The sequence below is a fragment of the Pseudomonas sp. Irchel s3f7 genome (assembly GCF_900187615.1).
Classification (GTDB): Bacteria; Pseudomonadota; Gammaproteobacteria; order Pseudomonadales; family Pseudomonadaceae; genus Aquipseudomonas.
The window spans coordinates 1-26,986 of the sequence record NZ_FYDO01000033.1 but is presented as its reverse complement, the minus strand read 5'-3'; the positions used below and the strand labels follow the sequence as shown (position 1 = coordinate 26,986).

Below are 26,986 nucleotides of genomic sequence, written 5' to 3'. Positions count from 1 at the left end.
CTATTATCCCGGCGCTAAATTCGTCGATCACGACGGCAAAGCTACCATAACGTCATCGATATTACACGTAACAACGTATTTCAAGATCAGCCTCGTTACACACTGCTTTTGAAGCACTCAACTCAGCTATCTGCTCTTTTCCTGTATCACTCCGTCTTCGGGAACTGTTCGAGGCTCGACATTCACTCAGTGCCATATTCGAGCCACACCCTGGTTGAGTCTTTTTTTGCTAATCAAACGAAACCTTCGATGCCTGGCGTCAACCAAAAGATTCCTGCTTTCTTCATATCAAGATTGCGTGCTGCTCTGTAAAGCTCGGCAGGAATGAACGGTGTTTTTTAAACGCTAATAATGAACGGCCACAGATGAATGCTGAAAGAACGTGAAATTGGATGTCGTTGAATGGCGTTGGCAGGATCGATTCGTTCATCCCTTGCCTGATTTACTGGAATTCACCCTGGAAACAGCCACTGCATTCGAGGGTGATTTCGAGCAAGCGTAATCTGATGTTTGTGTTTTTTCACGTCATTTAGCGCCATAATTGAAGACGATAGCGACTTAAAACGACTAAACGGCTATTTAGTAGAGCTAAGTATCGATATTGCTTTCCAGTCAACTCCTCGGCCGCGTTGGCAGCGCTTCCAAGATTATCGCACCCGCCTCACGTAGTTGATCGATCTCTGCAAGGCAAACATCCGGACCTAGCCCCAATCGCTCCATGACTCCATGCCGATTGCCATCGAACAAGATTTCGGCATTGTCAAATCGATGACGCTGCGCCAGTTCGCCAAGGAAGCAGGGGTCAATTCGTCTGCCCTTTACCTTTACTACAAAGGCAAAGAGGATGGTCGGCTGCCCCCTGCCATCCCCCTTCCCTCCCCCCGCAAAACCAGGCTTTCGGGCACGCGAGAGTGTTCAACCTGGACAATAAAAATGACTGGAGAATGAAGCAATTTGAAACTCACTGCGTGATGTGTCCCGGGGTGCTCGCTAACTGTCCGTAGGATCACCCGAGCAGCGTCGCTTTACGGTGTTAATCGGCCCGTTTTTTCATCACTGCAACCAAGATGAGCTATCTTTCAGCCAGATCACCTGTATCAGGTCATTGCCATCAAGTAAGGACGCTTTATGAACCGATTGTCCCGGCGCCAAGCCCTATTCGCCCTGACCTTCGTCAGTACCTTCGGCACAACCTCCGTGCTGGCCGCCCAGAGCCCTGCTGCCCCGGCCGCCACCGCCGTCGCCGGCCCCGTCGCGGGCACAAAAGTGACCGAGCCCTATGTGCGCATGATGGCGCGCGAGGCCTATTTCTGGGGTTGGCCGATGGCCAACATCTTCAACCGCCGCCAGACGTTCAAGGACCTGCCCCAGCCAGGCTTGATGGGCGGGATTGTGCCTGTGGCGCCGATCAATCAGCTGTCGATGCTCAGCGATTACATCGACCCGGCCGAACGGCTGGTGGCCTACCCGAACCAGGACGTGGTGTACGGCGCCGGCAGCATTGCGCTGGATATCGAGCCGGTGGTGTTGCAAGTGCCGGACTTCGGTAAACGCTTCTGGGTCTACCAAGTGGTGGACCTGCGCTCCGACAGCTTCGCCGAACTGGGCAAGATGTATAACACTCAGCCGGGGTTTTACCTGCTGGTGGGCCCGGACTGGAACGGTAAGGTACCGCCGGGCATTACCCGGGTTTACCGCGCACGCACCAACACCGGCTTCGTGATTCCACGGGTATTCCAGGACGACACCGCCGAAGACCGCTTGGCTGTACAACCGGCACTGGCCGGGATCGACATGTACCCGCTGTCCAAGTACGACGGCAAGGCCAAACGACGCGACTGGAGGCAACAGCCGAAATTCCCCGCTCAGGGCGCCGAAGGCAACGCCGAAACCAAGTGGGTGACACCGGAGACGTTCTTCGACGAGCTGCCGGCCCTGCTCAAGGACGCCAAGCCTTTACCGGGCGAAGAGGCTCGTTACGCGCAAATGTCTGCCCTGGCGGCCATCGCCAAGGCCGATCCGAAACTTCGGGCCGCGATGATCGACGAAGCGAGAAAAGCCGACAGCGAAGTGATCGACCCGTTGTTGCAGTTCCGCAACTATGGCCTGCAATTACCGGATCACTGGAGCACCGTGAACAATGGTGCAGCCTTTGGCACGGACTACTTCACCCGTACGGCGGTGGCGCGTTCGAATATTTTCGTGAACCCGCAGAAAGAAACCAAATACTTCTACCAGGACCTCGACCAGAACGGTTTGCGCCTCAATGGCCGGTACGGCTACAGCGTGACGTTCGCCAAGGGCAAGCTGCCGCCGGTCAAGGGTTTCTGGTCACTGACGCTGTACAACGAACAGCACTTCTTCTCACCCAATGAGCTGAAGCGGTACTCCATCGGCACCAAGAACAAATCCCTGCAAACCAACCCTGACGGGTCGCTGACGCTGTATGTGCAGAGCGAGTCGCCGGGCAAAGACAAGGAAAGCAACTGGTTGCCTGCGCCAAAAGACGCCGACTTCTCGTTGTACATCCGCGCCTACTGGCCGCAAGCCGACGCCCTCGACGGTGACTGGACCCCGCCGCCGGTGGTGAAGGCCAACTGACCGAGGCTGGAGGTCAAATTATTCAAGCTCGTGAGCCACGACGGCTCACCGAGTGTCCTTCCGGGCGGCAACTTGCTGCCGCTCGTCAGCGAGTCAGCACCTTTCGCCGTGCCTGCGCTTCCAACGCTCTATACCCCTCGAATGGATGGCGCCCCGTCATGAACAGAAAAATAGCCGTACTTACGCTGGCAAGCTTGTTGTCGATGGGCTCATTTTCAGCGCTGGCAGCCGAGAAGAATGTTCATGAGCACACCCTCCCCCCGGATGCTGTTCCGGGCGTCAACACGCCTCAAGGGCCTGAATCGAATGAGGAGAAGTCCGACAAAAAAGGCGAAGAGGCGGCAGGTTCAAATTCGGGGGCGCAAACACATGAAACGGAAAAAGACGCGGCGTCGTCGAGCCGTTCGATGGACGAAGTCCAGAACTGAGACCGTATGTTCGGCTGCCCGAGGCGAATTCGGAGAATAGATCGAGCAGGAAAGAGTCGCCCCTTTTCAGCCCCCTCGCGTGATGCGGGGGGCTGGAGGCAGGTGATTAGTATTTGATGTCTCGCGCGGTGTCACGGTTGTCCTGCTTGGTGCTGCGCTTGTCCTGGCGACAGTCGTTGCGGCTCTTTTCATCGCCTTCCTTGCATTCTTCCTTGACCTCTCGGGATGCGTCGCGCCCTTCCTGCTTGGTATCTCGCGATTCCTGTCGCTGGTCTGCCTGATCGGTCGCGTAGGCCTGCGTCGGCAACCAGGTACCGCCCGCGGCAATGGCCAAAGTGGCCAAGGCTGTCAGATAAAACGTGCGAATCATGATTTACCTCCTTCCAGAGTCATCAATCAGTTCTTGCCTGGTCGGCAATGCCGATTCTTCTCTGTAGGAGCGAGCAGGCTCGCTCCTACAACAGCAGCATGACCTCAGGGGATTTAACGATAGGTCGACATAGGCCGTCCCACAAGGAAGTCGCTTCCCGCCGGTCGCGAAACCTCCACAAACCCTAGGCACTCACCAGTGCACTGGCCAACAATGCCTCCAGCCCCATCGGCTTGGAAAAGTAGTAACCCTGGGCCTGCCCGGCGCCTATTTCACGCAGCAGCTCCAATGTCGCTTTATCCTCGACACCTTCGGCCACCACACTCAGGTCCAGGGACTCAGCCATCCGCACAATCGCCCGGACAATGGCGCGGCTGCGAGCACTGGTGGTCAATTCGAGGATGAACGACTTGTCGATCTTCAAACCGCTGAACCGGTATTGATGCACATAGCTCAGGGATGAAAACCCGGCACCGAAGTCATCGAGCACCACCGACATACCGTTGTCGGCCAGTTGCTGCATGGTCAGCCGGGCAATGGCCGGCTCGGCCACCAGCGCCCCTTCCGTCAGTTCCAGGCAGATCCGTGACGGCGCGACCCGATGCCGCTCCAACAAGGCAAGCACCTCTGCGGCGAACTCGGGGCGCGTCATGCTGTAGCTGGAGCAATTGACGTGCACCGCAGGCCAATTGGCGTGCTCGGGCTGTGCAAGGATCACGGCGATGCTGGTGAGCATGTACAGGTCCAGGCGACCGATCAGGCGCAAACCTTCGACATCGGGCAAGAACTCGCCCGGCGCGATCACCCGGCCGCCCGGTTGATGCCAGCGGATCAACGCCTCAAGGGCCAACAGCTCGCCGGTTTCGACGCTGACAATCGGCTGGAAATACGGCAGCAGTTCGTCGGTCCGTTTAAGCGCGTTGCGCAAGGCGCCTTCACGCTCGACCTGGTCAGAGACTTCACGGCGCACTTCCTGGTTGAACACGGCGTAACTGTCGCGTCCGGCGCTCTTGACCCGATACATTGCCGCATCGGCATCGCGCAGCAGGTCGGCGGGCTCGTCATGGAACTGCGTGTCGGCGCTGACAATACCGATGCTGCAGGACGAAAAGACTTCATAGCCATTGATGAAAAACGGCAGGTCAAACGCCACCAGGATCCGTTCGGCGATTTCGATCATCACATCCAGCGGCGCCTCGGGCGCGAGCACCGAAAACTCATCGCCCCCCAAACGAGCCAACATGTCGGCTTCGCGCAGGCACCCGCGTAACCGGTGGGCAGCCTGCATCAACAGCAGGTCGCCAAAATGGTGGCCGAGGCTGTCGTTGACCATTTTGAAACGGTCGAGGTCGATGAACATGACCGCCAGGTGCCCACCTTCGCTGAGGAACTGCGACCAGGCCAGATTGAGGCGCTGTTGCAGGTAGGTGCGATTCGGTAGCCCGGTCAGCGCATCGTGAGAGTTTTCGTGTTGCAGCTTGGCATTGGCGTGATCGAGTTCGCGGGTGCGGTTCTGCACCCGGGCCTCCAGCCTGAGATTGGCGGCATGAATCGCTTCGGCGGCCGTACGCCGCGACAACGCGGTATCAATGTGGCGCGACACAAACGTCAGCAGTTCCTGGTCACGCAGGGTATAGCGCACCGGTGAGGTATAGCTTTGCACCGCCAGCATGCCCCGCACCACATCGCCATCGAACAATGGAATGCCCAGCCAGGAGAAGGAGCGGACAGACTCATGGGCCCGTTCAATTTCACCCTGCGCAGCCAAGCGCTCAGCCTCGTCTGCGTCAATCAGGCACGGACGACGCTGGCGGATAACGTACTCCGTCAAACCCCGTCGCCCACGCCGAGCCATCGGACGGGTCGTCTGCCGCTCATCGACGTAATAGGGAAAGGTCACTTCACCGGTCGCGTCCTCGAACAGTGCAATGTAAAAGTTCTGCGCGAACAGCAGTTCGCCGACGATGCCATGCAGTGTTTGAAACAGCTCAGCCATATCGCCCGGCCGGCTCGACAGCTCGGCAATCTGGAACAACGCGCTCTGTAGATGTTCGGCACGCTCCCGTTCCGCCACTTCCTGACGCAATGCGTCGTTGAGCGCCGACAGCTCCAGGGTGCGACGCATCACCGTCTGCTCCAGATCCTCGCGGTGCAGAATGCGGTCCAGCGCCATGGCCACGTGGCGGGCCACCACCAGAAACAGCGCGCGGTCTTCAGCGCTGTAGGTACGAGAAACGTCGTACACCTGCATCGCCAGCATGCCGAACACGTCATCCGAAGCGTTTTTCAGCGGAGCGCCCATCCAGAACTCCGGACGATCACCCACACAATGGAAACGGTCCTCGACCTGAGCCGCAAGAATACCGGCGGAGTCGATCAGCAACGGCTGGCCGGAGGTCAACACCTGGCCGGTCAACGACAAGTGCGTCATGTCGAGATATTCGTAATGCTCGGCTTCCACGGCATCAACGTCGATGATGTCGACGTAATACGGGTAGTCAATCTTGCCGGTGTGCGGGTCATACAGGGCGAGATAGAAGTTCTCGGCGTCGATCAGGCTGGCCAGCAGTTGGTGAACACCGACCAGGAACACAGACCGGTCGCGGGTCGAACTGGCCAGGTAGGTAATTTCATACAGCACACGCTGAGTAATCTGCGCACGGGCAAGGGAATTGGTCTGAACCTCCATCCCCAGGCGCCGGGCAAACTCGGCGAGCGCCGGTTCCTCGGCATCATTGACTGGCGCCAATAACCAGCCCAGAACACTTTCACCTTTACCGGTCGGCCAGCGCTGCAAGCGCCGGGTCGCGCAGAAAGCATCGAATGCTTCATTGGCGACGTTTGATGGCCACTGCGCCTGCGGGTCGCCCTGCCCGAGCAGATGCATTTGCTCACCGGCGCGGTAAACCACCCACGCGCGGGTAAGGTCCCAGCTGCGCGCTGAGTCGAGTAATTGTTCGATCGTGTTCTCATTGCCAGCGCAGACCGTGCCGACACCCTCGCAGTCTGTGGATTGCCACGGGAATTGGGTCATGTACGAAAACTCATCTGCACTCCCTGAGCCAAAAACCGGCGATGCGCGCTGACTCAATACTAGCCGTGCGCCATCGAGCTTCCCGTTTAAAGCTAATAAAGTTTTTTATCAATGACTTTGTTCACTTTAGTAGCAATTTTGGGACCGACATAACGCCCCCGGCTCTGACATCAGTAATCAATCCAACTGGCGCGAATCATGCCTGTTTGAACAGGGTGAAGTCGGTGCTGACTATGTGGACGACACTTTTGGAGTGAGCCTCCTCAATGCCTGCCTCGATAATCGAATGCTAATTGATGAACCGTCGAGGTCAGGTATGACGAGCGCAACTACCGAACAAGTCAGCCCACGTACGCTGAGAAAAGTGATTGTGGCCGCCGGCATCGGCAATTTCGTCGAGTGGTTCGACTTCGCGGTCTATGGTTTTTTGGCCACCACCATCGCCCAGCAATTTTTCCCCAGTGGCGACGCCAGTGCCGCGCTGCTGAAGACCTTTGCGGTATTCGCCGTGGCGTTTGCGTTTCGGCCCCTTGGCGGGATTTTCTTCGGCATGCTGGGCGACCGGATCGGCCGCAAGCGAACCCTGGCGATGACGATCCTCCTGATGGCCGCTGCGACGACCTTGATCGGTCTATTGCCCAGCTATGCCGCAATCGGGGTGATGGCGCCGATTCTTCTGTCGTTGATCCGTTGCGCCCAGGGCTTCTCCGCCGGGGGCGAATACGCAGGGGCCTGTGCGTACCTGATGGAGCATGCACCGAGCGATAAACGCGCCTGGTACGGCAGCTTCATTCCGGTGTCGACATTTTCCGCCTTCGCATCGGCAGCGGTGGTGGCCTACGCACTCGAGGCGTCACTCTCCGCCGAAGCGATGGGCAGCTGGGGCTGGCGTCTGCCATTCCTGATTGCGGCGCCGCTGGGCCTGGTGGGCCTTTACTTACGCTGGAAACTGGATGAGACACCGGCATTCCAGGCGGTGACTGAGGAGCATGCCGTCGCCCACTCTCCCCTCAAGGAAACATTGCGCAATCATGGTGCGGCGATCTGCTGCCTGGGCGCCTTTGTGTCACTCACCGCACTTTCGTTTTATATGTTCACCACCTACTTCGCGACCTACCTGCAAGTTGCGGGTGGCCTGAGTCGTGCCACTGCGTTGCTGGTGTCACTGATTGCGTTGCTGTTCGCTGCGGCGATCTGCCCGCTGGCCGGGCTGTATTCAGACCGGTTCGGACGTCGAATGACGGTGGTGACGGCTTGCGTGCTGTTGATGGTGGTCGTGTACCCCTCGTTCCTGATGGCCAGTTCCGGTTCGTTCGCAGCGTCCGTCGTCGGCGTGATGCTCCTGGCGGTCGGAGCGGTGTTGTGCGGCGTGGTCACAGCGGCCCTGCTGTCAGAAACCTTCCCGACCCGCACGCGATACACCGCCTCGGCGATCACCTACAACATGGCGTACACCCTTTTTGGCGGCACCGCACCGCTGGTGGCCACGTGGCTGATCACCACCACCGGCAGCAACCTGTCGCCAGCGTTCTATCTGATCGCGATTGCGTTGCTCGCGCTGGCCGGCGGACTGGCACTGCCAGAGACGTCACGGATCTCCCTGCATGACATTGCGTCGCCAGAAAAAGGCGTGGGTGTGAACGCTACGGTTGAAACGTAAAAGAGCGAAGACGGTGCCCTTGCGGCCAGGCGAGCCGGACGCTGGGCCGATCGAGGTTTGAGCCAACGGGTGACCGGTATGGCGCTGGTGCTGCTGACGCCAGGCCTCAAAGGCCACTTCAACTGATTTGGCGCAATAACGGCGCCGAAATGTGTCATCAAATGAAAAGTGGATGTCGTCGAATGCGTGGTCTACCGCAAGGAAAACCGCGTAGAACGAAGCCTGAGGCACGGGTACTTGTCCGGTACCGCCGCTCTGCCAGTTCTGATTTACATGCTCTGACTCATACTAATAATCCGAAAAGGAATTGCACTCTATGCGAGTGAATCTGCCCGTTACCGAGCATGAAAGAACCTTCCCCGCCGACCAGCGATTGATCTCCACGACCGACCTGGACAGCCGCATCACCTACTGCAACGACGCCTTCGCCGACATCAGCGGTTTCACTTACGACGAATTGGTCGGTCAGACGCATAACCTGGTTCGACACCCCGACATGCCACCCGGGGTGTTTGTTCATATGTGGCACACCATCAAGCAAGGCAAGCCCTGGATGGGCATTGTGAAAAACCGCTCGAAAAATGGTGATTTCTATTGGGTCAGTGCCTACGTCACGGCCATCTATGAAAACGGACGCTTGAGTGGTTACGAGTCCGTGCGCTCGGTGCCCACCCGCGACCAGGTCCGTCGGGCAGCCGCCCTCTATGCCAGGATGCGGGCCGGCAAGCCGATCGTTGCCCGGAGCGCGCGGATTCTGCGCCCCCTGAAAAACGGTTGGCCATTGGTGGTAGCTGGCGGTGCTTCACTGCTGGCTCAACACTTGTTACCCGACGCTGCGGCTCAGGGCGTGCTGGTAGCGAGTCTGTGTATTGCCTGGTACTTGATCGAGTCCCGGCAGCGCAGCGCCATTGAGCGCACCTTGGCCGAGCACCCGAAAGCATTTTCCGATCCGCTGGTTGCGCTCACCTACAGCGACAACCATGGTCCCCAGGGTCGACTGGACATGGCCATGCTCAGTGAGGAAGCGCGATTGCAGACAGCCCTGACCAGGCTGGTCGATGCGGTGGTCAACGTGAAGGCCAAGGCGTCCCAGTCATCCGAACTTTCCGGTTCGCAAGCGCAGTCGCTGGATCGTCAGCGCAATGAAACGGATCAGTCTGCCGCTGCCATTTCGCAGATGGCGGCCACCAATCAACAAGTGACGGAAAACGTCATCAGTACGGCGCATGCCGCATCCGAAGCCGATCAGTTGACCAAAGACGGCCGTCAACTGGCCCAGCAAAGCCTGAGCGCCATGGAAGCCATGAATGAGGCCGTCAACGACATCGGCCAGGCAGTCAACACGTTGGCGAGCGAGACGCAATCGATCGGCACGGTCGTGGATGTCATCACGTCCATTGCCGAACAGACCAATCTGTTGGCGCTCAATGCGGCAATCGAGGCCGCCCGGGCAGGCGAGCAAGGACGAGGTTTCGCGGTGGTCGCCGACGAGGTGCGTTCCTTGGCTCAGCGCACTCGCACCTCTACCGAGCAGATCCACGGCATCATCACCTCACTGCATGTCGGCGTTGATCGCGCCGTTTCATCGGCCAGCAAAGGTGAGCAGATTTCCCGCGAGAGCATGCAGCGTGTCGAAGCGGTGCAGGCGGCCCTGGTCGGTATCAGCCAAGCCGTGAGTCGCATCACCGAGATGAGCCAACAGATGGCGTCGGCATCCGAAGAACAGAGCCACGTGACGGAAGACATCAATCAACAGATCACCCGAATCGCTCAACTCTGTGATCACAGTGCCGGACAAGCCGAGCAAGGCGCAGCAATCAGCCAGGACCTTGAGGCAATGGCCGATTATCTGCACGGCCTGGCCGAGCGCTTCAACCGATAGCCATCGCAGGCACCTCCCTCCCCGCATCCAGCTGTCTAAACCGCAGCTGACATGCCCGCGCATGAGTTGGCGGCTGTCATTGATAGCCAAGCGACTGTCGTCAAATGAAAAGCGCCCCCTATTCGGGGGCGTTTTAATGTCCGCACTAAAAAGCTCCGCCTGAGTCACGCGATGTTTGGTACGCCGAGCAGGAGAATAACAATATGAAATTCGTGAAAAGTCTTGTGACTGCTTCATTCCTGACGACACTGGCCTTTGATGCACAGGCCTTGGTAACGAGTCAGGAAGCGTCTGAACTGGGCGCCCGCCTCACTATGGTGGGGGCTGAAAAAGCCGGGAATTCCGATGGTTCCATCCCGGCATACAGCGGAGGCCTGACCACTGCGCCGACCGGTTTCAAGACCGGTGACAGCATGCGCCCGGACCCCTATGCAGGCGAGAAACCGCTACTGGTCATCAACGGCAAGAACGTTGATCAGTACAAGAGCATGTTGACGGAAACCACCGTCACATTGGCCAAGCGTTTCCCCGACTACCGCATCGATGTTTACCCGACCCACCGCACGGCATCGCTGCCGCAGGCGGTGCTGGACAATAGCCGCAAGAACGCCACCGACGCCAGGTCACTCAACGGCGGGCTAGCGTTCGATAATGTATTGCCCGGTGTGCCGTTCCCGATTCCGCAATCGGGTGCCGAGGCGATGTGGAATTTCCTGCTGCGCTACCAGGGCGTCAACACCCGTTCCAAGTACGATTCCTGGAGTGTCGACTCGGCGGGCGTGCCGAGCCTGGCTGTCACCGGCGAGGCATTTGTCTCGTTTCCGATTTACGAGAACATGTCGAAACCGATCAACAACTCCGACATCTACTACCAGTTGAAACTGTCCTACACCGGGCCTGCGCGGCGTGCCGGCGAGTCGATCATGCTCAAGAACGCCACCAACCCACTGCAGCGTCCCGGTCGCGCCTGGCAGTACATGCCGGCCCAGCGCCGGGTCAAACAGATTTCGATCCTGGCCTACGACACCCCGAACCCCGGCACCGCCCGTGCCCTGGAACTGTATGACTGGACGCTGGTGGGCAAGAAAGAAATGATCGTGCCCTACAACACGTACAAACTGACCTATGCCCGGGATGCCAAGTCGCTGACCACCCCCAACTTCATTTCCCCGGACTTCGTACGCTGGGAAAAACACCGGGTCTATGTCGTGGAAGGCAACCTCAAGCCGGGCGCAAAGCACATCTACCAGAAACGCCGCTTCTACCTGGATGAAGACACTTGGGCCGCCGTCGCCTCCGATCAGTTCGACACCCGTGGTCAGCTTTACCGTGGTTCCTTCGCATTCCTCAGCCAGAGCTATGACGAGCAGGTCCCGGATGCCACGCCGTTCATGACGTACGACCTGTCCCTGGGCACCTACAACATCAACGGCGTGGTCGGTCCCCATGGCGGAATCCACTACATCCAGCCGTTATCGACGGCGCAGTGGGTACCGGAATCCATGGCGGGCGCCGGCGTTCGCTGACGCGGATCGGCCCCGCCGATGCGTTACCTTTTCGAGCATAAGATGAACATGTCATTGCCATCATCGAACAGGTAACGCGTCTGCGACAACGACCGCACCCAGTAGCTCAGGCTGCTGTCGGGGCGAAAAATAAACATGCTCAACCTGCCTGACAAATCAGCAATCGGGCTGTCGGCTTCGCCCTTGGCACCGCGCATCACATTGAGCTGCAAGCGCTGCTTCTGTTGAGCCACTTCAAAGGCACTGTTGCGGTGGATCGTGCCGATTTCAGCCCCGGTTTCGGCATCGACCAATTGGGCGATCATGCGCATATGGCTGATCCCGTCGGGGCTCAAATCCAGCCTGAAACGCGTCGTCAACCAGGCCGGACGCACGCCGGAAGACGCTTCATGCGCGCTCTCCCCCGTGCACCAAAGGTCCAGCCGCGCATCACGCTCTGCTGTCCACCGGCCCAGCGCCACACCCAACAGCCCCAGAACCACGAAGGCCAGGCACCACGCTGCATTTTCCGCGCGTCTAGTCATTTTGTTTTACGCCTATGCAGCGGCTGTCGGCGTTCTCCAGTTCGCCATCGCACAGGATCTGATCCGCCCCACGACGCGACGGTAACAGGTACAGGTGGATGTTTTGCGCCGAGAGATCCAGCAACTCCGCCAGTTTTCGACTGTGCTCGACCATCCGTTGCAGATGGGGCGCTGCCAGAATTTGCACGTCTTGAGCCGAACGATGCACGTGCACGTCCCCCATGGTCACGGGCGCAGTGAATTCGGGCGCTGGCGCATCAACGGACAGTCCCCATCCCAGGTTGCCCAGCAGGAATGCCAACGCGCCCCACACGGGCAACGCGAGCCATAGGCCCCAACGCCGTTGCGGTGTCACAGGACTTACGGGCGATGGCGCAGGATCGGTGTCGGCCGCGGCGTGTGTCGGCGGCATCGACGGGCACGCAATCACCTCTTCTGCCTGATCGACCGGGCTTGCCAGCGGCGGTGCATCAATGGGGATCGCGCTTTCAACGGCATGCGCGTTATCGATTGGCAGGCCCGGCCACTCCTCGACGCGCACACCATCCGAGAGCTTGTAACCGATGCGGGGCAGCGTCTGGATGAAGTCCCGATCAGGTTGCAGTTTCTCCAACGCCAACCGCAACTGGCGGACCACCTGGGCCAGGCTGTTGTCGGTCACTTCCAAACCGTATTGGCCCCATGCCCCGGACATCAGATCGCGTTTGCGCACCACGGAACCACCGGACCTGAGCAGCATCGCCAGGCAACGGCTAGCGATTGCACCTACCCGCAAGGGCTCTTCACCAGCGGTATCAAGCCGAAACAAGAGGAAATTGTCTTCGTCGAATACCAGTTGTTTATCAATTAGCACGAGGCCCATAGCGCCTTTCCATACTTGGCAATTCAACAGTCTGGTAATTCAAGTCTGCTTTGCGGTCTTTAGCAATGTTGTCCCGGATTTGACGGCAATCGATTGAGCTTTGGTGAAGCACTTTCGTTTAGATCGACAGAACGAATCGACACTCGCCCGCTGTTTTGTCGGTACAAGCAGGTTGCTCAAGCAGGAAGCCGCATCGATCAAGCACTTTTCTGGAGCCGACATTTTCCTCAAACACGTAAGCCACCAGCTGCGTTAGTTGCCAGCGTACCTTGGCCTCCTGGATCAAATATCGAAGCGCCAGGGTGGCAAGCCCCTGCCCGCATGCGCCCTGATCGATCCGATAACCGACTTCCGCGCGGCCCGTCAGTGCGTTTATGCACTTCAGATTGGCGCGGCCCACTATCCGCTCGTTGGCGTCTTCGATAACGAATGGGTGCCAGGCGCCCACTGCAAACCCGGACAAATAGCCTTCGATATGCTCGGCGACACCCTGCTCGGAGTAAAAATCGAGGTCGCGCGCATCGATATGCGATTCGAACCATGCGCGGTTATGCGTTTCGAACGCCAGCAGCGCCTCAACATCGGTACGTTTGAGCTCGCGAACGCGAAATGACTTCATTCAACACATCTCCATTTTTTGCGGCTGCATTTAATCGGCTCGCCGGGCTGCATTAATGCGCTATACCCAATAACGCCATCACGCAATTGATCCTCTACTGGAGGTTGGCAATGCGGCACTGTTGATCGCGACGAGCCTCACCGGCACCGTGACCGTCGTGGTCGATCAAACCAACGTTGACTTTTACATCACCGGCGTACCCACCGGAACCCTCTTGCCCCAGCAAACCCGGCCCCGTCGCGTATGCGATGAACGATAAGGTCATCACCAAAAGCGTCGCAGCCGGGCGCAAACCCGGCCGAATGCTGTCAGGGCCGCTCCGGCGGTTCGAGCTGATCCAGCGCCCGGTTCACCGCCAACTCTCCCAGCATGATCACTTGTGCGATGCCCAGCAGCGCGTTGCGCCTGGGCCCGTCGATCTGGTCCGCCAGATCCATGGTCATGACATTGGCCGACGCCAGCGACTCGCAGGCATGGGCCAGCAGGGTTTCGATATCAAGCGTTGGGTCGACGATGAACATGGAGTTGAGCGTACGCGGGATGGCCATGATGCTGGCGCCCAAGTCGAGTGTGTTGTTGGTGGTTTCGTTGGGGGATGCGGGGTCGGTGTCTGGGGGGTTGGGGGTGACTTTGAACATAGTTGGAATTCCATATGTGATTATCGGAGCCCTCACCCTCGCTACCAAACGTAAGGTGGTGGCCATACGAAGGTTGGTAGACCGGCCACATGGAAAACCGGCGCACCCGAGGGCGCCCTGCGCATGGCCACCATAAAACAGAGCCCCGAAAAGCGGCTGCATTAGGTGACGCTATACGCCATATGGGACGGGCTACCAAACCCGATCGCTGCTGTTTTTTCAGCGACCGGCAAACGATAAAACCCGGCGCCAAGGCGCACAAGCCGGCGGATTCTGGCGTAGCTGTAGGCAACTACGCAAGCTGCTGTAGCTTGCGAGAAGTAACGCCCTACCCCCCTTAAACAAACCTGCAATCACATATACCTGTAGGAGCAAGCTTGCTCGCGATAGCGGTCTATCAGACACATAAATACTGCATGTGCCACCGCCATCGCGAGCAGGCTCGCTCCTACAGGGGATGTTGGTGACCGTCCTCGATATAAAGCTGCAAACACAAAAACCTGTAGGAGCAAGCTTGCTCGCGATAGCGGTCTGTCAGACACATAAATACTGAATGTGCCACCGCCATCGCGAGCAGGCTCGCTCCTACAGGGGATGTTGGTGACCGTCCTCGATAAAAAGCTGCAAACACAAAAACCTGTAGGAGCAAGCTTGCTCGCGATAGCGATCTATCAGACACATAAATACTGAATGTGCCACCGCCATCGCGAGCAGGCTCGCTCCTACAGGGGATGTTGGTGACCTTCCTCGATGTAAAGCTGCAAACACAAAAACCTGTAGGAGCAAGCTTGCTCGCGATAGCGGTCTATCAGACACATAAATACTGAATGTGCCGCCGCCATCGCGAGCAGGCTCGCTCCTACAGGGGATGTTGGTGACCGTCCTCGATATAAAGCTGCAAACACAAAAACCTGTAGGAGCAAGCTTGCTCGCGATAGCGATCTATCAGACACATAAATACTGAATGTGCCGCCGCCATCGCGAGCAGGCTCGCTCCTACAGGGGATGTTGGTGACCGTCCTCGATATAAAGCTGCAAACACAAAAACCTGTAGGAGCAAGCTTGCTCGCGATAGCGGTCTGTCAGACACATAAATACTGCATGTGCCACCGCCATCGCGAGCAGGCTCGCTCCTACAGGAGGGTTGGGTGAATGTCAGCTCAAGGATTGATCTGATACCCCTTGCCCTGCAGACAACTGTTGTAGGCCGTCGTGGTATTGGCCGCCGAGGTTTTCTCCTCTTCGCGGCGATCCTGACGTTGACGCGAACCACCGACAACCATGCCGGCCGCCGCAGTCTCCTTGGCCCGGTCCTGGCGCACTTCCTGTTTCACATCACTGTCCACACGATCATCAAACTCCTCGTGCTGATTGCTGCGCACGCCCGATGCCACGGCACCTGCCGCCGCCCCCGCCGCCGCGCCCTTGGCCCGCCCACCGGACGACGAAGAAGTCGTCGAGGCGCTCTGACTGTTGGCGATGTTCTGGCATTCGGTCATGTCCGTCTGTGTTTGCTGCGAACTCTGCCCCTTCAACGGCACAACCGTCTGGGCCCATACCGGGGCACTCAAAATCGACAATACGACGCACAGGCTAACCGGTGAAAACCTTTTCATGATGAGCTCCGACAGGGCTGCCGCACAGGGCAAGCCTTGGGTTCAATGGCAAACGGCAAGCGACCACACGCGTCGCCATGCCGATCAAGTGAAACAACCATTAAGTGTAGTTCACTGCCGCTCACCTTCCGCTCCGTCGATCAGGCGTCTATACAGAAATACGGGTTTACAGCGCCTCAATACGCGAAAACTTAAAACGATCCACCTACCAGTTCTGCTAGTACCCACCCCTAACAATCGGGCCGATACTGAAGCACCGCCAGACATTGGAAGACAGGAACACAACCGATGCCTACCTCACCGAACACCTTGCTCTGCCAGTATCGATATGACCCATTAGACCGCCTCATCGGACAGATGCAGTCAGGGACGCCTGTCCACCAACGCTTCTACTGCAAAAGCCGCCTGGCGACGGAAATACAAGGGGCAACTGGCCGCTCCATCGTCCAGGCCGGCGACCAGTTGCTGGCGCAACAACAGCGTCAAGGCGATGCGCTCGACACCACGCTACTAGCTACAGACATGCAACGCTCGGTCTTGCAAACAATCAAACCCAACCCTCCACGCCAACCCATCGCCTATTCCCCCTACGGACATCATCCTGCTGAAAGCGGTTTGACCAGTTTGCTGGGCTTCAACGGTGAACGATGGGATCCGGTGACGGGGTGTTATTTGTTGGGGAATGGGTATCGGGCGTTTAATCCGGTTTTGATGCGGTTTAATAGCCCGGATAGTTGGAGCCCGTTTGGGAAGGGAGGATTTAATTCGTATGCTTACTGCTTAGGTGACCCCGTCAACTTCTTTGATCCCAATGGGCATCTTCGCATATCCTCAGTGGCAAAATTTATATTCTGGAAATATAGAGCAGGAGCAAGGGCAGTACAGCGCACGAGAACGATCTTCATAGGCTGGGAAAAGATGACTTTAAATTCAAATATAACAGGAAAACAAGCTGTAAGCGCCCGAACACAAATAGCAACTCTGTCGCGCGTAATGGACAATATCTTCTCAAAAAACTCCAGATATCTTAGCGAAATTAAAATTGCACAAACGAAAGCTGATATGGATTATAAATTATTGGGAATCAGACCAGAACAAAATGATCGACTAAAATTACTAAATAGCATAAAGGCAAACCAGAGTGAGTTTGATAGCTCCGGACTGGAGTTCTCTATCGAAAAACTAGAAGACATGGTCGATGGGATATTCGACCCAAGGTTGCCGTTAATTGACCGTCCATCCCAAAACACGGCCAAAGTATATAAAAAGGAACTTCTTACATTCATTGACACTGATCGTGCTGGTTACTACGAAGCGATGGTTCGAATTAGAGACGAGCACTTCAACGTATGCGTCCGGGCATCACGCTTTGCGTAATTAACCCGGCTGCCACTTATGCGGAAGCAACTGCTCTATTTCACTCGCCCGCTGTGTCGGCAAGCGCGTGAGAACATCCTTTAGATAAGCATACGGGTCATGACCATTCAGCCGCGCAGACTGAATCAAGCTCATGATCGCCGCAGCCCGTTTTCCGCTGCGTAGCGAGCCGGTGAGTCGAGCGAGCAAGCTCGCCCTTTAGCTTTGCAAGACCAGGTCAATAAAAATCAAACCTTCACAGGGGATACAACTGTTCATCAAACTCCGCCAACTTCGGAAACACCAACACCTGCTCATCACTCAAATGCTGCAACCGTTGCCCATACTCAACCAAAAACTGCTGCCGCGCGTCTTCACTGATATACGGCACATGCCAAGCCACAAACGGTTGCAGCACCTCAAACCCCACATAAGCCAGCGTCCCACGCAAAATCGGCCGCAACATATCCTCCAGCGGCCCATGAATCGCGCCTTCGCCGAACATATGCTCACGCCCGCCCAACGTGACGGTCACCAGCGCCTTCTTCCCCGCCAACCCGCCCTGATCGTAAAAGCGCTTGCCGCCGTAGCAAATGCCCGACACCAGCACCCGATCGATCCAGCCCTTGAGCATGGCCGGGGCGGAGAACCAGAAGATCGGGAAGTTGAGGATCAGCAGGTCGGCCCACAGCAGTTTGTCGAGTTCGGCCTGGATGTCTGCCGCGAGCGACTGGCTTTTCACGCCCAGGCGTTGTTCCAGGGCATAGACCAGGTATTCCGGATTTTCCCGGTTGGAGAAGTCGGCGTCGCTGGCCACCGGGTTCCAGTTCATTTTGTACAGGTCGCTGACCTGCACTTCGTGGCCCTGGGCTTCGAGGGTGGCGACGGCCTGGTCACGCAAGGCTGCGGTGAAAGATTGCGGCTCCGGATGGGCGTGGACGATCAGTACTTTCATGGGGGTTCCTTAGCATTGTTCCAGCGTATCGGTTGAAGGTGTGGAGTAGCGATATCGTGGGTAATGAACGGTTTGAATCGACAACCGTCACACCTGAATCGCCTTCACTTCGACGAACTCGTTCAGCCCCTCCTCGCCCCATTCTCGCCCGTTACCCGACTGTTTGTAGCCACCGAACGGCGCGTGATAATTGAACGCCGCACCATTGAGGAAACACTGACCGGCGCGCAGCTGACGCCCCAGTTGCAAGGCGCGCTCAGGGCTGCCGGCCCAGACACCGCTGGACAAGCCGAACGGTGAGTCGTTGGCGATCTGGACCGCTTGCGCCTCATCGTTGTAGGGAATCAGGCACAGCACCGGGCCGAAGATTTCTTCCTGGGCGATGCGCATGCGGTTGTCGACGTCGGCGAACAGCGTCGGGCTGACATAGAAGCCGCGCTCGAATGCAGGCGCGGCATCACCGCCACACAGCAGCCGCGCACCTTCCTCCTGGCCGACCTTGATGTAGTCAAGCACCGTGCGTTTTTGCCCGGCCGAGCACATCGGCCCGAGAAAGCTGTGTGGGTCGAGGGGATCGCCCATGCGCAAGCGGAGGGTTTCTTCGAGTGCCAGTTCCACGGCTTCGGCATAACGACTGGCCGGCAACAGCATGCGGGTCAACGCCGTGCAGGTCTGGCCGGAGTTGATCATCACGTCCTGCACGCCGTAGCGCACAGCGGCAGCCAGGTCCGCATCCTCGGCAATCAGCAGCGCCGACTTGCCACCCAGTTCCAGGCACACACGCTTGACCGAAGGCGCCGCCGCTTGCGCAACCCGCACGCCTGCGCCGGTCGAACCGGTAAACGACACCATGTCCACGTCCGGGTGTTTGGCCAAGGCTTCACCGACTTTCGAACCCGGCCCGCTCACCAGGTTGAAAACCCCGGCCGGCAGGCCGATGTCTTCGATCATCTGTGCCAGCAGGAACGCGTGCAGGGGCGTTTCCTGGCTCGGCTTGACCACCACCGTGCAACCGGCGGCGAGTGCTGGCGCGAGTTTGCCGATCAACTGATGCAGCGGGTAATTCCACGGATTGATGAATGCGCAGACACCGACCGCTTCGCGGATCACCAGCGAGTTACCGACTTCGCGCACTTCGTCCATCAACCCGGCGAGTTCGACGTATTGCTCAAGGCCAGCGATCGGTCCGTCGACCTGCACCGAGCGGCACCATTGCACCGGCATGCCCAGTTCCGTGGTGATGACTGCGGCCATCTCATCGGCGCGCTTGCGCAGTTGATCGGCCAGAGCGCGGATGTAGCCGGCCCGCTCGCTGGACGGCGTGCGTGACCATGAATCGAACGCCCGACGTGCAGCCGCCACGGCGTTTTCGACGTCGAGTTCGTCCCCCAGCGGAACACTGCCGCAGACTTCTTCGGTGGCCGGGTTGATCACCTCGGCGACACCCTGCCCCGACGGTTTTTGCCAGCGGCCATTAATAAACAGTGCCTTGTGATCAAGCATCGACCAACGCCTCCATCAGTTCTTCAGCACAACGGGCAATACGCTGGCAGGCATCGCGCAGCGGTTCGGCGCCGACCACCAGGCCAAGGCGTATATGCCCCGCCGCGCTCGGCCCGAAGGCTTCGCCCGCCAGGACCGACACGCCGTGACGATCCAGCAAGCGGTCGGCAAACGCTTGGGCACTGAGCCCGGTTTCGCGGATATCGACCATCACGAACATTCCGCCATCGGGTTTCAGGGCGCGTAAGCCTGGGCAATCGGCCAGGCTGTCGCACACCAGATCGCGGCGCTGGCGATAGGCTTCGCGCATGGTGTTCAGTTCCGGCAGGTCGTTTTCCAGCGCAATGACGGCGGCGTCCTGAATGAAATCCGGCGAGCCGTACAGCATGCACAGCGCGAGGTTTTCCAGATGCGCGGCCAGGGATGGCGGCGCCACCACCCAACCGACGCGCCAGCCGGTCATGGCGTGGGATTTCGACAGGCTGTTGAGGGTCGCTGTGCGCTCGGCCATACCCGGCAGGCTCGCCGGGCTGATGTGCTCGCCTTCAAACAGCAGTTCGCTGTAGACCTCATCGGAAATCAGCCACAGGTCGTGGGCGATGCACAGCTCGGCCAAGGATTGCCACGTGCTGCGCGGCAGGCTCGCGCCGGACGGGTTGTGCGGGCTGTTCAAGGCCAGCGCCCGGGTCCGTGGCGTGATGCGCGCCGCGACGTCCTCGGGCAGCACGCGAAAACCGTTTTCCGAACGCACCGGCACCGGCACCACCACCGCGCCGCAAGCACCGAACACCGCTTCGTAGGTGACGTACATCGGCTCGGCGACGATCACTTCGTCGCCCGGGTTCAGCACGCATTGGGCCACGCTGAACAGCGCGCACTGCGCCCCGGCCAGCACGGTGACCTGATCGGCCGAGACGGTTTGGCCGCTGCGTTGCTGGTGACGTTTGGCGATGGCTTCACGCAGGGCGCGCTTGCCGCGCACCTCGGCGTAATGGGTGTTGCCATTCAGCAGGCTGTCGATAGCGCCCTGCACGATCGGCTGCGGCGTGTCGAAATCCGGATCGCCCACGGACAACAGCAGAATGTCTTCGCCTTGCTCACGCAGCGCCAGGGCGCGGTAGTGAATCTCCCACGCGGCGGCGCCGTCACCGGCGATTCGTTGAGTCAGATCGGAAAAGCGCATGGCTTCATCCCCTTGAAATGCAGATCAATGCGCACAGGCATGCTTGAGTTCAATCAGCGTCACGCCGTTGCGTTTGAAGCCGTGGCGCAAGTCGGTTTGCAACTCGGCGAGGCTTTGTGGCTGGGTCACGGTGCAACCGAAAGCGCGGCCGAGGGCAGCAAAGTCCGGGTTGCGCGGCAGTACGCCAATGGGCTCGATATCCAGGCCGATCATGTCGTCGCGGATTTGCCCCAGCGCGTCGTTGTTCCACAGCAGCACCACCAGCGGGCTGTCCAGCTCCTCGACAGCCGTGGCCAGTTCCTGGGCGGTGTAGAGGAAACCACCGTCGCCCACCAGCACCAGACCCGGCCGTTGCGGTGCGCCAAACTTGGCGCCGATGCCTGCCGGCAGGCCGTAACCCAACGTGCCGTAGCCGGTCGGGTGCAACCAGCTGCGGATGGCCAGGCTGTCGAAGGCGTAGTTGCCGGTGTAGGCCAGTTGGGTCATGTCGGTGCTGATGAACGCGTTATCCGGCAGCTCGGCAGCGATACGGTCGAGAATCGATTGATGGATCGACTGCAACGGGCCATGGCTGGCCTTGACCGCTTCACGCAGAGCGGCGACCGAGGCTATCGCAGCGCTGGCATCGCGTACCTCGGACGGCAGACGCTCAAGCAGACCACTGAGGGTTTGTTGTGCGTCGCCGTGCAAGGCAACCGCACACGGGTAGAAGTCATTGAACTTGCGCGGGTCGATGTCGACGCGCAGCAGTTCGGCGTTCAGTGGCAGGCGTTCGCGCCAGTAATCGGTGTCGGCCATTTCGGTGCCGACCGCCAGCACCACATCGGCCTCGGCGATCAGGTTCCAGCCGGGTTCTACGCACAGTGATGAACCGGCGCTCAACGGCGCATCCGGTGACATCAGGCCTTTGCCGGCGACACTGGTGAACAGTGGCGCGGCGAGACGGGTGCTGATTTCTTGCAGTTCAGAAGTCGCATTCAGCGCACCACCACCGGCGATGATCATCGGGCGTTTGGCAGCGTTGAGTTTGGCCACGGCTTGATCCAGTGCCGTGGAAGAAGCCGGGCCGCGACCCGGACGACGCACCACTTCATGGCTCCAGTCACGGGCAATCGGCGCCGACAATACGTCCAGCGGCACCGAGATGTGCACCGGGCGCGGACGCTCGCTGTCGAACACCGCGTAAGCACGGGCGATCAGTTCCGGCAGGTCTTCAGCGGTCAACGCCACGGCAGAGAACGCGGTGATCGGCGCGGTCATCGCACGCTGGTCCTGACACTCGTGCAGGCTGCCCCAGCCCTTGCCCAGGCTGGCGCTGTGGTTGACGCTGGAAATCACCAGCATCGGAATCGAATCGGCATAGGCCTGGCCAATGCCGGTGGCGGCGTTGGTCACGCCGGGGCCGGTGATGATGAAGCACACGCCGGGCTTGCCGCTGACCCGCGCATAGCCGTCGGCCATGAAGCTGGCGCCCTGTTCATGGCGGGTCAGCACGTGGCGAATGCCGCTGCCGGGTAAGCCGCGGTACAGCTCCAGGGTGTGCACGCCGGGAATACCGAACACGGTATCGACGCCGTAATTGGCCAGCAGACGCACCAACGCCTGGCCACCGGTCAAGGTTTTGCTTTGCATATTCATGTCCTCACGCATGGCCGAGGCGAATCAACGCGTCGACCGCAGTCGTGCCCTGGGCACCGACCAACAATGGGTTCACATCGAGTTCCAGCAGGTGCGCGGCGTTTTCGCAGGCGTAGTCGGCGACTGCGCGGATGGCGATCACCAAGGCGTCCAGGTCAGCAGATTCGCGACCCCGGAAACCTTGCAGCAACGGCGCACTGCGCAGGCTGAGCACGGCATTGCGGATCGCGCCGTCGGTGGTCGGCAGCAACAGGCTGCGACTGTCCTTGAGCAGTTCCACCAGAATGCCGCCTGCGCCAATCACCAACGCCAGGCCAAAATCGTCTTCGCGTTTGATGCCGACGATCAGTTCAGCCAGTGGCGGCTTGGCCATCGGTTCCAGCAACACTTGATCGAACGGCATGCCCGGCGCGTATGCGGCAATGCTGGCCGTCATTTTTTCAAGCGCAGCGCTTATTGCGGCGCCGTCCTTGAGGTTCAGCGCCACGGCACCGGCCTCGGTCTTGTGTGGCAATTGGGCGCTGACCGCTTTCAACACCAGCGGATAGCCCAGCGATTCGGCGTCTTTGGGCGCGTTAAGTACCGAGCTCAGAACGCCGTTGGGCGTTGGCAGGCCAAAGGCTTTTAACGCCTGTTTGGAATCCCATTCATTGAGCAATTGCCCTTCGCCGTGCAGCGCTTGCGGGCACAGCGGCACCAACGTCGATTCGCCCAAGGCCAGTAACGCCTGACGATTACGCTGATAGCCCGCGATGCGACCCCATGCTGCCAAGCCGTCTTCAACACCTTGCAACGCCGCCACACCTTGCGCATGCAGGCGCTCACGGGCATGGACCGGCAGCAATTCAGGGAAGGCCGAGGTGACAAAACCGGTCTTGCCGTGGCGTTGCAGTGCCGCGCAGTAAAGCTCCAGCAGCAGGTCGCATTCCTTGCGCTCGCCGGTGAACTCGGACGGGTAGTCGAGCACCAGCATTGCGGCGTCCGCTTCGGTACGCAGGGCGCTGTCGAGCATGCGGTTCAAGGCTTCGCCATCGCCCCAGATCGCCGTGGTGAAATCCAGCGGGTTGACCAGGTTGGCGTAGGTCGGCAGCACTTGTGCGAGTTCGCCGACCTGGCCGTTGTCGAGTTTCGGCAGGTCCAGCTCATTGCGTTCGGCGTAATCTGCGATCAGTCCCGCATCGCCACCGGAACAGGCCAGCGCGATCAGGCGATTGCCCGCCGGCAAGTTGCCGCACGCCGCCGCTTTCAGGGTTTCGACAAAACTCACCGGGCCGCTGACACGGATCACGCCGAGACGGTCGAACAGTGCGTCGTACAGCGCATCGGAGCCGGACAAGGAGCTGGTGTGACTCAGGGCCAGTTCGGCACCGATCTGCGACACGCCGGTTTTCAGCGCGATGATCGGGATGCCCTTCTCCAGGGCCTTGTGCGCGGCGCGGGCAAAACCCGGCACGTTCTTCAGACCTTCCAGATGCAGGCCGATGGCGGTGACGCGCGGTTCGTCGAGCAACACGTCCATCAATTCGGCCACGCCCAGTTGCGCCTGATTGCCAACCGACGCCATGTAGGCCACCGGCAGCGAGCGGTCGCTCATGGACAGGTTGTAGGCGAAATTGCCGCTCTGGGTCAGCACCGCGACGCCCTTCTCCACCGCTTTGCCGCCATGGGCCACCGGCCACAGCGCGGAACTGTGCAGGTAGTCGAGCAGGCCGTAGCAGTTGGGGCCGAGCAAGGCCATGTCGCCGGCGGCTTCCAGCAGCTTTTGTTGCAGTGCCTGCCCCTCGGCGCCGGTTTCGGCGAAACCCGAGGCGTAGCAGATCGCACCGCCTGCACCAATGGCGGCCAGTTCGGCGACGCAGGTGAGCGTCAGTTCGCGGTTGGTGGCGATAAATACCGCATCCGGCCCGCACGGCAGTTGCGCGATGCTGCGCACGCACGGCACGCCTTCGAGGTTGTCGTGCTGCGGATTGACCAGCCACATTTGCCCTTGGTAGCCGCCCTCGGCACAGCGCTTGAGTGCGCGCGCCATGCTGCGGCCGCCGACAAACGCCACGTGTTGCGGCGCGAGCATGCGTTTGAGGTTGTCACGTATGGTTTGCGACATGGGAGTTCTCCGGGCCAATCAGCGCAGCAGCGGACGCAGCAATTCACGGGAAATGATGTGGCGCTGGATTTCCGAGGTACCTTCCCAGATCCGTTCGATCCGTGCGTTGCGCCAGATGCGCTCCACCGGACCTTCATCCATCAGGCCCATGCCGCCAAAAATCTGCACCGCTTCATCGGCGGCGCGTCCCAGCACTTCACTGGCAAACAGCTTGGCCATACCGGCCTCGCCATCGGTCATGGTGCCTTGGTCCATTTTCCACGCGGTGTGCAGGGTCAGCAGTTCGGCGGCACGGATTTGCGTGGCCATGTCGGCCAATTTGAACGACACCCCTTGGTAGGTGCCAATCGGCTGGCCGAATTGCTTGCGATCCGCCGCCCATTGCAGCGACACGTCCAACGCACGTTGCGCCTGACCGACGCAGTTGGCGGCGACCATCACCCGTCCAGCGGTCAACCAAGCGTTGGCCACGTCCCAACCTTTGCCGACTTCGCCCAGCACTTTGCTGGCCGGCACGCGGCAGTCGTCGAAGAACATTTCGAAGGTGTGATAGCCACGGTTGCTCACGCACTTCGGTCCACGGCGAATGGTCATGCCTGGGGTGTTGCGGTCGACCAGGAACGAGGTCACGGCATTGCGCTTTTTGCCGTTGTGTTCGTAGGTGTCAGTCACCGCAAAGACAATGGCGAAGTCAGCGTGACCGGCATGGCTGATGAAGTGCTTGCTGCCGTTGAGGATGAAGTCGTCGCCCTCACGCACGGCGCGGGTTTTGATCGCGTTGGCGTCGGAGCCGGCACCCGGTTCGGTCAGCGCGAAACAGTCGATTTTTTCACCCTGGATGCACGGCAACAGGTAGTCGTTGATCTGGTCGCCGGTGCAGGCCATGAGGATCTTCGATGGCCGCGCAACGAACACGTGCAGCGCCCAGGAAACTTTGGACAGCTCACGTTCGATCAGCGCCTGGGACAGGTAGTCCAGACCGCCACCGCCCACTTCTTCGGGCATGTTGAAGGCATAGAAACCGGCGGCGATGGCCTTGCCGCGAATCTGTGCAGCCAGTTCCGGGGAAACCTCGTCGGCACGGTCGACTTCTTCTTCGTAAGGCAGCAGTTCCTTCTCGACGAAGCTGCGTACCGAGTCCACCAACATTTCTTGTTCTTGGGTCAGTTGGAAATTCATGCTGCTACCTGTTGTTCGTTCACAAAGAATGGTGTGCGAGGCTGAAGGCGATCGCTGGCAAGCCAGCTCCTACAGGTCGTGTCAGCGGCCGATGAAGCGTGCCGGGCGTTTTTCCATGGCGGCGCGCAGGGCTTCGGTGCCGTCTTCGCTGCGACCGCAGAGCAGGCCGGCGGCGAGCTCGGCTTGCAGTTGTTCCGGCAGGCTGCGTTCGGCGCCTTCACGCATGAGCTTTTTGGTCTGGGCGAAGGCGAAGGTCGGGCCGCTGGCCAGGCGTGCGGCGAGTTCGCTGGTGACCGTCAGCAGTTGATCGTCGGCACAGACCTCGCTCACCAGTCCGGCATTCAAGGCACGGTCGGCGCCCCACAATTCATCGAGGAACAGCAGGCGCTTGGCCTGTTCGCTGCCGATCAAACGCGGCAGGTGCCAACTGGCACCGGCGTCTGGCGAGTAGGCCATGCTGGTGTAGCCGGCCTTGAAGCGTGCCGATTGCCCGGCGATGCGCAGGTCGCAGCACAGGGTCAGGTCCATCCCGGCGCCGACGGCGGTGCCGTTGATGGCGGCGATGGTCGGTTTTTCCAGGCTGTGCAGGCGGGTCATCAGAGCGTGGGCGGTTTCGGTCCAGCCGTAGGTTTCCAGCGCGCCACGGGCTTCGGCGTCGGCCCATTCATCAAGGTCGGCGCCGGCGCAGAAGCTGCGGCCGCTGCCGGTCAACACGACTACGCGAACGGCCGGGTCGGCGTTGAAACCATCGAGCAGCGCGTGAAGGTTTTTCAGGGTCGGAATATCGAGCGCGTTGCGCTGGGCAGTTCGATTAAGGGTGATCCAGGCAACGCCTGCTTCGACCTGGCTGAGCAGCGACGATTGAGTAGTCATGGGGATCCTCGAATTATTTTGATTGGTCTGAGGTGATGCGACTTGAGGCCATACTAAACGAGTGTTCAGTAAGGCGGCAATCGGTGAAGAGATGAGCTGTAACAGGCTCAAAAAATCTATAACACATTGGTTTTATTGAATTATTTTAAAAATGGCGCGCATGGAGCGCAGGCGCCGTTACAACTTCGAACAACTGGTGACACGCGGTCCTTCCCTCCCACAACCCCCTATAGGAGCGAGCATGCTCGCGAGGGACGTAAGACCACCGTGGGAAACCAGACAGCCCGCGTTATCGTTGACGACCATCACGAGCAGGCTCGCTCCTATGTATGGACTCGCCCCCACTGTCTACCTGCTTTTTAAACACTGCTACCCGGTTGCATCTATGTATAAGGCCTATTCGAGGAAGCCATCTTTGGCTTCTGGCCAACATTG

The 26,986-nt window shown here is 59.4% G+C and carries 22 protein-coding genes and 2 pseudogenes; 8 read left to right on the top strand and 16 right to left on the bottom strand.

The features are described 5' to 3' along the window. Positions 1–726 precede the first annotated feature (726 nt). From CKW19_RS24110 to CKW19_RS24100, 3 genes are all read left to right on the top strand, one after another. Positions 727–948, top strand: coding sequence for a TetR family transcriptional regulator (locus tag CKW19_RS24110; protein ID WP_095060446.1), 222 nt, complete (start codon positions 727–729; stop codon positions 946–948). A 180-nt stretch (positions 949–1,128) separates the two neighbouring features. After that, on the top strand, positions 1,129–2,601 hold the full coding sequence (locus CKW19_RS24105) for a DUF1254 domain-containing protein (protein WP_095060444.1): 1,473 nt from the start codon (positions 1,129–1,131) through the stop codon (positions 2,599–2,601). A 158-nt stretch (positions 2,602–2,759) separates the two neighbouring features. Continuing rightward, a complete protein-coding gene (locus CKW19_RS24100) occupies positions 2,760–3,029 on the top strand; it encodes a hypothetical protein (RefSeq protein WP_095060442.1) in 270 nt (89 codons plus the stop codon). A 106-nt stretch (positions 3,030–3,135) separates the two neighbouring features. On the opposite strand, the gene CKW19_RS24095 is transcribed toward CKW19_RS24100, so the two are convergent. Together CKW19_RS24095 and CKW19_RS24090 are read right to left on the bottom strand one after the other, a co-directional pair. Continuing rightward, positions 3,136–3,399, bottom strand: a complete 264-nt coding sequence (locus CKW19_RS24095) for a hypothetical protein (RefSeq protein WP_095060440.1) — start codon at positions 3,397–3,399, stop codon at positions 3,136–3,138. A gap of 184 nt (positions 3,400–3,583) precedes the next feature. Beyond that, the gene (locus CKW19_RS24090; protein ID WP_095060438.1) at positions 3,584–6,433 is read right to left on the bottom strand and encodes an EAL domain-containing protein; all 2,850 of its coding nucleotides are present in this window, start codon (positions 6,431–6,433) and stop codon (positions 3,584–3,586) included. Between the two features lie 316 nt (positions 6,434–6,749). Between CKW19_RS24090 and CKW19_RS24085 the strand changes: the two genes are divergently transcribed. The 4 genes and pseudogenes from CKW19_RS24085 to CKW19_RS24075 all read left to right on the top strand — a co-directional run bounded on the left by CKW19_RS24085 (position 6,750) and on the right by CKW19_RS24075 (position 11,501). Then, positions 6,750–8,093, top strand: a complete 1,344-nt coding sequence (locus CKW19_RS24085; protein ID WP_095060436.1) for an MFS transporter — start codon at positions 6,750–6,752, stop codon at positions 8,091–8,093. A gap of 316 nt (positions 8,094–8,409) precedes the next feature. Then, positions 8,410–8,700, top strand: a pseudogene (locus CKW19_RS29625) (PAS domain-containing protein); the annotation flags it as partial. A 240-nt stretch (positions 8,701–8,940) separates the two neighbouring features. After that, positions 8,941–9,975: a methyl-accepting chemotaxis protein gene (locus CKW19_RS24080; protein ID WP_371856313.1), complete on the top strand. Its 1,035-nt coding sequence runs from the start codon at positions 8,941–8,943 to the stop codon at positions 9,973–9,975. 203 nt (positions 9,976–10,178) lie between these two features. Then, positions 10,179–11,501: a DUF1329 domain-containing protein gene (locus CKW19_RS24075; RefSeq protein ID WP_095060432.1), complete on the top strand. Its 1,323-nt coding sequence runs from the start codon at positions 10,179–10,181 to the stop codon at positions 11,499–11,501. A gap of 23 nt (positions 11,502–11,524) precedes the next feature. On the opposite strand, the gene CKW19_RS24070 is transcribed toward CKW19_RS24075, so the two are convergent. The 6 genes from CKW19_RS24070 to CKW19_RS24050 all read right to left on the bottom strand — a co-directional run bounded on the left by CKW19_RS24070 (position 11,525) and on the right by CKW19_RS24050 (position 15,760). Beyond that, positions 11,525–12,025: a hypothetical protein gene (locus CKW19_RS24070; RefSeq protein ID WP_095060430.1), complete on the bottom strand. Its 501-nt coding sequence runs from the start codon at positions 12,023–12,025 to the stop codon at positions 11,525–11,527. After that, positions 12,018–12,887: a transcriptional regulator gene (locus CKW19_RS24065; RefSeq protein WP_095060428.1), complete on the bottom strand. Its 870-nt coding sequence runs from the start codon at positions 12,885–12,887 to the stop codon at positions 12,018–12,020. The genes CKW19_RS24070 and CKW19_RS24065 overlap by 8 nt, the downstream gene beginning before the upstream one ends. Before the next feature lie 118 nt (positions 12,888–13,005). Further along, a complete protein-coding gene (locus CKW19_RS24060) occupies positions 13,006–13,506 on the bottom strand; it encodes a GNAT family N-acetyltransferase (protein ID WP_095060425.1) in 501 nt (166 codons plus the stop codon). A 94-nt stretch (positions 13,507–13,600) separates the two neighbouring features. Continuing rightward, entirely contained in the window at positions 13,601–13,771 is a 171-nt protein-coding gene (locus CKW19_RS28775) for a hypothetical protein (RefSeq protein ID WP_159953411.1), read from the bottom strand. A gap of 43 nt (positions 13,772–13,814) precedes the next feature. Further along, complete coding sequence (locus tag CKW19_RS24055) at positions 13,815–14,144, bottom strand: DUF6124 family protein (RefSeq protein ID WP_095060423.1); 330 nt, start codon at positions 14,142–14,144, stop codon at positions 13,815–13,817. 1,160 nt (positions 14,145–15,304) lie between these two features. Beyond that, on the bottom strand, positions 15,305–15,760 hold the full coding sequence (locus tag CKW19_RS24050; protein ID WP_095060422.1) for a YMGG-like glycine zipper-containing protein: 456 nt from the start codon (positions 15,758–15,760) through the stop codon (positions 15,305–15,307). A 288-nt stretch (positions 15,761–16,048) separates the two neighbouring features. On the opposite strand from CKW19_RS24050, the gene CKW19_RS24045 reads away from it, so the two are divergent. Continuing rightward, complete coding sequence (locus tag CKW19_RS24045; RefSeq protein ID WP_095060420.1) at positions 16,049–17,137, top strand: RHS repeat-associated core domain-containing protein; 1,089 nt, start codon at positions 16,049–16,051, stop codon at positions 17,135–17,137. Here the strand turns inward: CKW19_RS24045 and CKW19_RS24040 are convergent. The 8 genes and pseudogenes from CKW19_RS24040 to CKW19_RS24005 form a co-directional block, all read right to left on the bottom strand. Then, positions 17,138–17,308: pseudogene (locus CKW19_RS24040) on the bottom strand (transposase domain-containing protein); the annotation flags it as partial. Positions 17,309–17,372: 64 nt separating this feature from the next. Then, complete coding sequence (locus CKW19_RS24035) at positions 17,373–18,071, bottom strand: NAD(P)H-dependent oxidoreductase (RefSeq protein ID WP_095060418.1); 699 nt, start codon at positions 18,069–18,071, stop codon at positions 17,373–17,375. Positions 18,072–18,158: 87 nt separating this feature from the next. After that, entirely contained in the window at positions 18,159–19,574 is a 1,416-nt protein-coding gene (locus CKW19_RS24030) for an aldehyde dehydrogenase family protein (RefSeq protein WP_095060416.1), read from the bottom strand. Beyond that, entirely contained in the window at positions 19,567–20,757 is a 1,191-nt protein-coding gene (locus tag CKW19_RS24025) for a pyridoxal phosphate-dependent aminotransferase (RefSeq protein ID WP_095060414.1), read from the bottom strand. The genes CKW19_RS24030 and CKW19_RS24025 overlap by 8 nt, the downstream gene beginning before the upstream one ends. A gap of 24 nt (positions 20,758–20,781) precedes the next feature. Then, on the bottom strand, positions 20,782–22,389 hold the full coding sequence (locus tag CKW19_RS24020) for a 5-guanidino-2-oxopentanoate decarboxylase (protein ID WP_095060412.1): 1,608 nt from the start codon (positions 22,387–22,389) through the stop codon (positions 20,782–20,784). 10 nt (positions 22,390–22,399) lie between these two features. Next, positions 22,400–24,499 (bottom strand): acetate--CoA ligase family protein, encoded by a 2,100-nt coding sequence (locus tag CKW19_RS24015; RefSeq protein ID WP_095060410.1) that lies wholly within the window; start codon positions 24,497–24,499, stop codon positions 22,400–22,402. Positions 24,500–24,517: 18 nt separating this feature from the next. Then, the gene (locus CKW19_RS24010; protein ID WP_095060408.1) at positions 24,518–25,678 is read right to left on the bottom strand and encodes an acyl-CoA dehydrogenase family protein; all 1,161 of its coding nucleotides are present in this window, start codon (positions 25,676–25,678) and stop codon (positions 24,518–24,520) included. Positions 25,679–25,759: 81 nt separating this feature from the next. Further along, positions 25,760–26,551, bottom strand: coding sequence for an enoyl-CoA hydratase/isomerase family protein (locus CKW19_RS24005; RefSeq protein ID WP_095060406.1), 792 nt, complete (start codon positions 26,549–26,551; stop codon positions 25,760–25,762). Between the last annotated feature and the right edge of the window lie 435 nt (positions 26,552–26,986).